Raw genomic sequence first — 8,114 nt, forward strand, 5'->3', positions numbered from 1 at the left:
ATGCTGGATCTTTTTATTTTACGCGTTTTCTTTACGCGAACCGGTGGCCACTTCGCTCGAAAACGCTATGGCGAGGATCACCACGCATAGCGCACAACGCCCTTGCCGGCGTAGGAATTGGTGACGTTGGAGAATTGGCCTTCGAAGATGGCCGCCGCCGACCAGCCGCTCAGCCATTTCATCTCGGCAGCCGCCGTAGCCAGCGCCGAGTCATGCGCCTGCGCTGCGCCGTTGACGACGAAGGCCGTGCCCGGCAGCGTCTGGAACAAGGCCGTGACGTTGCGGTCGGTGTTGAAATCATGCGCCCAGGCGGCGCGGCCGCGCAGCGTCAGGATGCCGTTCGACATCGCAAACGACTTGTCGGTGCGAACGCCGATTTCGCTGCGCGAAGCCGTGACGTCCTTGGCGGCATAGTTCAGCGCAAACGTGCCGGCGCCCGCCAGCATTTGCTCGGCATAGGCCGGCAGGCTGTAGGTGGTGAACTGGCCGGCGGCATAGGGCGTGATGCCCATCCACGGCGCCAGATAACGGTAGCCGCCCTCGATGCGGCCGGAATACGCGTTGGCATTGAACTGGGCACGCAGGCGCTCGAAGCCGGCCACCGTGACCGTGCGCTCGGTCGTCACGTCCTGCCAGCCATAGGCCGCCGCGGCGGTGATGTAAGCCGCGCCGATGTTGTGGCGGATGAAGGCGCCGGCCTGGAACAGGTCCGAGCGCCCGGAACCGAAACCGCTGACGCTGAAATTGGTGCCGCCGCCGGCGAGCGCAAAGCCGGCCAGCGTATCGCGCGAGAGGCGATAGTCGGCGCCAACAGCAAAACCGAATGCGCGGGCGGTCGCGTCGTTCGATCCCAGCGCGGCATTGCCAGAGGTGTTGCTGCCGCCGCCGAAGGCTGCGCCCCAGACGCTCCAGCGCTGATCGAACAGGTCGTTGCGCACGACATCCGCCTTGGTCGGGAATTTGCCGAAGGCATCGCGCGCCGCGCGCGGCTTCTTCACGGCATAGCCGAGCGCGCTCTCTTCAGCGAACGGGATCGCGCCTGCATTGCCACCGAAGCCGCCATTGCGGCCCGCCACGAACGGATCTGATATGAGCGACAGGAACAGGTTCATGGCGTCGAAGGTGCCCTGCTGCGATCCGGTCGCCAGTTCGCCGGAGACCTGCGTCAGGCCGGCCGGCGAGAGCGACGCGAAGCCGGCAGGAATGCCGCCGGTGGCATTGAAGAAATTGGTCAGCGCATTGGCGACGTTCTGCTGGTTGACGTTGAGGCCGCCGCCGTAATTCAGCGCGAAATTCAGATAGACGTTGTTGGCGTCGTAGCTCAGCGTCGGATTCAGGTTGGACGAAACGCCAGTAACCACCGGGTTGAACGTGTCGGGCACGCTACCGGCGGTCAAGATCGTGTATTGCCTGGCCACCGTGCCGCTCGGAACGACCACGACGGAAGCGCCGCCAAGGGTCGCCACGCCGGTGACGAGGGTCAGATCGCTGCTGGTGCCCGAGATCTCGACCATGTAGCTCGACGCCGCCGTGAACGTCAGGCTGCCCGCCACGTTGAGGGTGCCGATCGAATTGCCCGGCGCGAGCACACCGCCATTGACGAAGACGTTGTCGATCGTGCCGGTACCGCCGAGCGTGCCGCCCGCATTGACGGTGACGAAGCCGTTGATGGTGCCGTTGACCGAGAGCGTGCCGCCGAGCACGTTCCAGGCCTGCGCGCCGGTGCCGGTGACGGTCCAGTTCGAGCTGTCGATCTTGTTGAAGGTCGTGAAGCCGTCATATTGCTGGCCGGCGCCGATCAGGCTGAGGTTGAAGGTGTCCTTGCCGGTGCCGCCGAGCTGGAATGTATCGATGCCGGTGCCGAGCACGAGGCCGTTGATGACGCTGCCCGGCCCCAGCGTCAGCACGTTGGCGATGCCGCAGCCGCCGCAGAACTCGATCGCCGCGGAACCGGTCGCGGCGTTGATCGTGCCCGAATTGAAAACGGTGCCGGTGCCGCTGACGAGGATACCCGTCGCGCCCGCACCGACGTTGATCGTGCCGGTGTTGATGATGGAATTGCTGCCGCCGAAACCGGTGACGTCGATGCCGACGGCGAAGCCGGCTCCAACGGTGATGGTGCCGCTGTTGGTGATAGTGTTGGAATCGCCGAGCACGACGATGCCGACGGCGTCGTCGCCGAGAAGGATACGGCCGCTGTTGTTGATCGTACCGGACGAGCCGTTGTAAGCGACGCCAGCGCTTGCAACGCCGCCGTTGATGGTGCCGAAATGGGTGATCAGGGCGCGGTCGCCCTGCGTGGAGATGCCGGCCGCGTTGTCGCTGGCGTTGATCATCCCATTGCTCGTGATCAGCGCATCGTCGCCGAACACGTCGATGGCGGCACCGAAAGCGGTCACGTTGATCGTGCCCGCATTGTTGACGATGGCGCGATCGCCCTGCATCAGGATGCCGTCGGCGTTGAGGCCGACGGTGATGGTTGCGCCGGCGAGGTTGCTGACGGTGTTGTCGTCGTTGATGGCAACGATCGAGGCCACCAGTCCGGCCGCGTCGCCGATCGTGATTTGGCCGGCGTTCGTCACGGTGCTGTTGCCGGCGGCGAAGATGCCGACGCCATTGTCGCCGAGGGTGATGATGCCGGAGGCGGCGTTGACGATCGTGTTGTTCACGCCGGCGAAGATTCCGGTGCTCGATGGCCCGGCGGTGAGCGTGCCGCTGTTGGTAACCGTGTTGAAGTCGTTGACGCCGATGATCACGCCACCGCCGCCGTCGCTGAGGGTCGCGCCGGGCAGCACGTTGACGGTGAGATTGTCGACGCCGCCGCCGGCCTGAAAGCCGGTTGGGACGTTGCCGCTGCAGGTGACGGTCTGGCCGCTCGATACCGGATCGGGCGCGCATGCCGCATTCGCAGGGGTAGTCGACAAACATAGACCAACGACAAACGCCGACAGTGCGACTGCGCACGCAGCCGCATCCCGGCGGCGTCGGCCCTGCGCCGACGGTAGCAACTGAAAATGCAACGCCCTAACCCCATTCCCCGGCGCTCTGCGGCGCCATTGGGATTCACTAGCATGGGTTCCGCCGTAGAATTACGGATGCGGCGTTGAATCCGTCAGATTTGCGCCACAACCGAGCGTTTTGCGGCGCCGCTGTGGCACTCGCGCCACGTTTGGCGGCCTGGCTATGACTGCCTGGCCGGGCAGGATCAGGCGTTCGGCGACGGCTCGCCCGAGACAGCCAGAAGCTGCGAGCGCCGCACCCGCTCGCGATGGGCGGTGTAAAGCCCTGAGGCTACGATGAAGGCGGCGCCGGTGATGGTGTAGGCGTCAGGGACTTCGCCGAACACCAGGAAGCCGAGCACGCTGACCCAAAGCAATTGCGTGTAGGAAAACGGCGCCAGCACGGACGCATCCGCATAGCGGAACGCCAGCACCACGATCCACTGGCCTGCAGTGGAGGCAACGCCGATCAGGATGCCGAAGGCGATGTCGTGCCAGGTCGGCGTCACCCAGACGAACGGGACCAGCGCGGAGAGAATGAGTAGGCCCGCGATCGACGAATAGGTCATGGTGGTGATGGCGCGCTCGGTGCCGCTCATCATCCGCGTCATGATCAGCGTGCAGGCCCAGGCCAGCGCCGAGACCAGCGGAAAGAATGCTGCGGGATGAAACGCGCCGGTGCCGGGGCGCAGGATGATGAGCACGCCGATCAGGCCCACTGCCGTGGCGATCCAGCGGCGCAGGCCGACCTTCTCGCCGAGAAAGATGATCGACAGCGCCGTGACGAACAGCGGCGCGACGAAGCCGGTGGCGGAAGCTTCCGCAATGGGCAGGAACCGCAGGCCGGAAATGAAGAACAGCGATGAGCCCAGCAGTGCCGCACCGCGCATCAGATGCAGGCCGAGCCGGTTGGTCTGCAGCGCAAACAATGGCGAACCCGGCATCATCGCCGGCGTCATGATCATCGCGAACACCAGGAAACGGATCCAGGCGATCTCGATCGAGGGCAGTGTCGCCGAGAGATACTTTGCCGTCACGTCGGAGGTGCCGAGAAAGATCGTCGAGGCCAGCACCAGCGCAATGCCCTTGAACGGCCGGTCGGCGCGCGCAGGCGCAGCTGGAGCGACGGACTTCTTCCTCTCGGGAAAAGGTAATGGAGCGCTGTCCAGCCTCGCGGCTGCGGCGGGGGGCGGTGTCACGGCAATTCTCGAAGGCAGTAATGATCGACTCGGGCGAGGCTTTAAAAAACACCAGATAGCCCGACGCGACTAGGTCCGAAAACAGGATGCGGATATGCGCTGAGGGGGCAATTGCAACACTTTGTTAAGGACGGTGTTCCCTCAGAGCATCGGCAGGCCGCGCGGTTTGGGTCCGCGCGGAAAGGCCTTGTCGAGTGCGGCGATCTCGGCGTCGCTCAGTTTCAGATCGCCGGCGGCGGCGTTCTCCGCCGCGTGTTCCGCGCTCGAGGCTTTGGGAATTGCAAGCACCGAAGCTGCCCGCGTGAGAAGCGCCAGCGCGACCTGGCGCGCGGTCGCCTTGTGCGCGTCAGCGATCGCCTGCAGCACCTCGCCGCCCTTGCTGCGCGCGGACGGAAAATCATTATGGCCGAACGGCGAATAGGCGACGACGGCGACACCGTGTTGCTCGCACCACGGAATCACCGCGTGCTCGATCGCGCGCTCCTGCAGATGGTAGAGCACCTGGTTGCAGGCGATCTTGCCCTCGCCCGCGACATCGAGCAGTTCGTCGAGATCGTCTTCGTCGAAATTGCTGACGCCCCACGAGCGAATTTTTCCGGCCGCCACCAGTTCGTCGAAAGCCGCAACCGTCTCCTCGAACGGATAGGAGCCGCGCCAATGCAACAGATAGCAATCCAGATGATCGGTCTTCAGCCGCTTCAGCGAACGCTCGCAGGCGGTGATGGTGCCGCGCCGCGAGGCGTTGCTCGGCAGCACCTTGGAGACCACAAACAGTTTTTCACGCGGCAGCCCCGCGATCGCGTCTGCGATCACGAGCTCCGCGTCGCCATACATCTCGGCGGTGTCGATATGCGCCATGCCTGTGTCGATGCCACGGCGCAGCGCCGCAACGGCCGCCTTGCGGTCGCCGCGGTCGAGATACCAGGTGCCCTGCCCGATCACGGATACGTTGGGGCCGCCTGTGCCGAATTTTTTCTGTTTCAAGATCACCTCAACTTCTGACCATGCCGACCGCACGACGACGATGCAGCGCGAGCGAATTCTCGACCGGGAGAGCGCGCAGCCAATCGCGGAAGCTTGATATCTCGGGACAGTCCGCGGTGCCGGCAGGCGCAATCAGCCAATCGCCGAGCCCGGATCCCTCCGTCACGCGGTCGCAGCGGTAGCCCGGATGGTTGCCGAGCCCACGCGCTATCAGCAGATCGACCTTGCCTTCGATCAACTCGTGCAGGCCGGCGGGCTGCAGCACCCGCAAGCCGATTTCCGCGTGGCTTGCGCGAAACGCCTCCAGTTCCAGACGGCGCAGATCGAAGCTGCCGTGCACGCCGAGCTGCAGCAACACCGCGCCCACCGGCCTCAACTGCGCGGTCGCATCGGCGATGCGGCGAAAGCCGTCGGATATTTCGGGCAGATAGGCCTGGCCGGCTGCGGTCAGGACGAGCTGCTTATGCAGCCGTTCGAACAGGCGTACGCCCAGGCGCGCTTCCAGCGCCTTGACCTGCTGCCCGACGGCGGCAGGTGTCACGTGCAGCTCATGCGCGGCCAGCTTGAAGCTGAGATGCCGCGCCGCGGCTTCGAACGCGCGGAGCGCATTGAGCGGGGGAAGGATGTAGGTCATCGCCGTCCAGTTTGTCACTGATAGGCGCTGGTCTTGCAATAGATTTTCTTGCGCACACCTGCAGCAACTATGCTTTGCCCCGCAGTGCTGCCGCCGGTTACGGTCGGTGCACAGCGTCCGGAGATCCCATGCCACGCCTAATCGATCATCTCGTCATTTGTGTCCACGAACTGGCGCAGGCTGCGCTGGATTGGCAAACGCTCGGTTTCAATCTCACGCCGACCGGCGTGCATCCGTTCGGAACGAGCAATCGCCTCGCGATGTTCGGGAACAATTTTCTGGAACTTCTGGCCGTCACCGATGCTGCGGCGGTACCGCCGGCCACGCCTGATAGATTCAGCTTCGCCGCCCATAACCGGGATTTTCTTTCCACCGCGGAAGGAATGTCGATGCTGGCTTTGCACAGCGACGACGCCCATGCCGATGCGGCGCACTTCAAGGCCAATCACATCGGCGCCTATGCGCCGTTCGATTTTGGCCGTGACGCGGCACTACCGGGCGGAGGCACGGCGCGCGTTGAGTTTTCACTGGCCTTCGCCACCGATCCCGCCATGCCCGGGATCGCCTTCTTCACCTGCCAGCAGCGTCATCCGCCGGAACTATTCTGGAAGCCCGACTATCAGCGCCACCCCAACGGCGCCTTGCGCGTGATCGAGGTCGTGATGTCGGCGCCGGAGCCTGCGGAGCACCGCGGCTTCCTCGAACGCTTCACGGAAAGCGCAGCCGAGCTTGCGCCCGGGCGATTGACGGTCGGCGAGAGCGGCAATCGGATCACCGTGCTCGACCCAGCCGAAATGGCGCGCCGTCTGCCGGGCTTAGCCAGCAATACTTCGCCGCGCTTTTGCGCCACGCGTTTGGCGGTCACCGATCTGGATGCGACCAGGCGGATATTGAAAAACAACGGCGTCGACTTCGAAATTGCCGGCGCTGTGTTGCTCGTTTCGCCCGCGGCGTCGCATGGTCTGGCGCTGGAATTCATACAACAGGAGACAATCTGACATGGCTCACATCACCCGCCATAATCCCGCAAGCGTCCACGCGCCTTCCAGCGGCTACAGCATGGGGCTGGAACTCGGCCAGCATCGCCGGCTGCTGTTCGTCAGCGGCCAGGTGCCGGAAAAACCTGATGGCAGTGTGCCCGAAGGTTTCGAGGCGCAATGCGAGCAAGCCTGGCGCAACGTCATCGAGGTGCTCGCCGCCGCCGGCCTCGGCGTCGAGCATCTGGTCAAGGTCAATACGTTCCTGACCGACCGAAGCCAGGTCATGGCCAACCGCGCTATTCGCCGCAAGATGCTGCAGGGGAACGAACCCGCGTCCACGGTGATGATAGCTGAAACCGTCGACGGAAAATGGTTGCTTGAAATCGAGGCGATCGCTGCGGAATAGGGTGATTGTGCCGGAGAGGATACCCTATGCCTGAAATTCATCCCTTCTACGAGACGCATCGCAGCGCAATGGAGGCCGCCATGCGCCAACGCCTCGACCTTGCCGAAGCAATGCTGCGCGAGCAGACGCACCTACCCAACATTGACGGGATCAGACAGGAGGTGATGGACGAATTCGAAATCGTGCTCATCCAGATGCCTTATGTCGGCGGCGCGGCAAGTCGCATGAGCGATTTCTTCATGCGTTTAATGGGCTTTATGGCCATCGGTCGGGTGCTCCGGCGACACGGCGTGCCGCTGCCCGTGATCGGCAATATCGAGCGAGAAACCTACAAGGCGCAATTGCTCACCGTACCCATGGCCGAACGGCTCGCCTCGGGGCGTCAGTTCATGTCGCCAGAGAATCAGACCTTGCTGCGCGAGCAGGCTGCAAAAAGCCATCAGGAAGAATATCCGGAAGATTTCGTCTACGACTTCGTCGAGCCGGCCCCGGGCGACAACTTTGAATTCGGCATCGACTACAAGGCTTGCGGCTTCTGCAAATTCGCAGCGCGCTATGGGGATCAAGAAATCCTACCGCACATTTGCGGACTCGATTTCGAGGCCTATGCAACACGTGGCATTCGCTTGGACCGGACACAAACGCTGGCTGGCGGTGCGAGTCACTGCAATTTTCGGTTCTCGCGGGTCGAACAGGAGTAGGACACGCCGGGTATCTGCTAATGGAATGATCCGGCCGTGCTCCGGCCCTGCCAGTACGAGAAACTGGCAAGGGGCGCTCAAGACGAGGAGCACGCCATGTCTCAGAAACTCAACGCAGCGATCGCCGTGATCGGCATCGATATCGGCAAGAACTCGTTCCACCTCGTGGGTCATGATGACCGCGGCGCCATCGTGCTGCGGCAGAGGTGGT

7 protein-coding genes and 1 pseudogene are annotated in these 8,114 nt (G+C 63.7%); 4 read left to right on the forward strand and 4 right to left on the reverse strand.

Annotated elements, in window-relative coordinates; all coding sequences use genetic code 11:
- Positions 1-77: 77 nt before the first annotated feature.
- The 4 genes from C7G61_RS33490 to C7G61_RS33505 form a co-directional block, all read right to left on the reverse strand.
- Positions 78-2,924, reverse strand: a complete 2,847-nt coding sequence (locus C7G61_RS33490; RefSeq protein WP_244608580.1) for an autotransporter outer membrane beta-barrel domain-containing protein — start codon at positions 2,922-2,924, stop codon at positions 78-80.
- Positions 2,925-3,205: 281 nt separating this feature from the next.
- Positions 3,206-4,168, reverse strand: a complete 963-nt coding sequence (locus C7G61_RS33495) for a DMT family transporter (protein ID WP_244608583.1) — start codon at positions 4,166-4,168, stop codon at positions 3,206-3,208.
- Positions 4,169-4,339: 171 nt separating this feature from the next.
- Positions 4,340-5,182 (reverse strand): aldo/keto reductase, encoded by an 843-nt coding sequence (locus tag C7G61_RS33500; RefSeq protein ID WP_108521985.1) that lies wholly within the window; start codon positions 5,180-5,182, stop codon positions 4,340-4,342.
- Between the two features lie 7 nt (positions 5,183-5,189).
- Positions 5,190-5,816 (reverse strand): LysR family transcriptional regulator, encoded by a 627-nt coding sequence (locus C7G61_RS33505; RefSeq protein ID WP_108521963.1) that lies wholly within the window; start codon positions 5,814-5,816, stop codon positions 5,190-5,192.
- Between the two features lie 128 nt (positions 5,817-5,944).
- Between C7G61_RS33505 and C7G61_RS33510 the strand changes: the two genes are divergently transcribed.
- From C7G61_RS33510 to C7G61_RS33525, 4 genes and pseudogenes are all read left to right on the forward strand, one after another.
- Complete coding sequence (locus C7G61_RS33510; protein WP_108521965.1) at positions 5,945-6,814, forward strand: VOC family protein; 870 nt, start codon at positions 5,945-5,947, stop codon at positions 6,812-6,814.
- Position 6,815: 1 nt separating this feature from the next.
- Entirely contained in the window at positions 6,816-7,202 is a 387-nt protein-coding gene (locus tag C7G61_RS33515; RefSeq protein WP_108521968.1) for a RidA family protein, read from the forward strand.
- A 26-nt stretch (positions 7,203-7,228) separates the two neighbouring features.
- Complete coding sequence (locus C7G61_RS33520) at positions 7,229-7,903, forward strand: L-2-amino-thiazoline-4-carboxylic acid hydrolase (RefSeq protein ID WP_108521970.1); 675 nt, start codon at positions 7,229-7,231, stop codon at positions 7,901-7,903.
- 96 nt (positions 7,904-7,999) lie between these two features.
- Positions 8,000-8,114, forward strand: a pseudogene (locus C7G61_RS33525) (IS110 family transposase); the annotation flags it as partial.

The sequence above is a fragment of the Bradyrhizobium algeriense genome, assembly GCF_003062295.1.
In the GTDB taxonomy this organism is placed as follows: Bacteria; Pseudomonadota; Alphaproteobacteria; order Rhizobiales; family Xanthobacteraceae; genus Bradyrhizobium; species Bradyrhizobium algeriense.

Excerpts from the sequence above, each read along its gene's own strand:
- C7G61_RS33510 (WP_108521965.1), top strand. The coding sequence starts at position 5,945 with ATGCCACGCCTAATCGATCATCTCGTCATTTGTGTCCACGAACTGGCG.
- C7G61_RS33515 (WP_108521968.1), top strand. The coding sequence starts at position 6,816 with ATGGCTCACATCACCCGCCATAATCCCGCAAGCGTCCACGCGCCTTCC.
- C7G61_RS33520 (WP_108521970.1), top strand. The coding sequence starts at position 7,229 with ATGCCTGAAATTCATCCCTTCTACGAGACGCATCGCAGCGCAATGGAG.
- C7G61_RS33505 (WP_108521963.1), bottom strand. The coding sequence starts at position 5,816 with ATGACCTACATCCTTCCCCCGCTCAATGCGCTCCGCGCGTTCGAAGCC.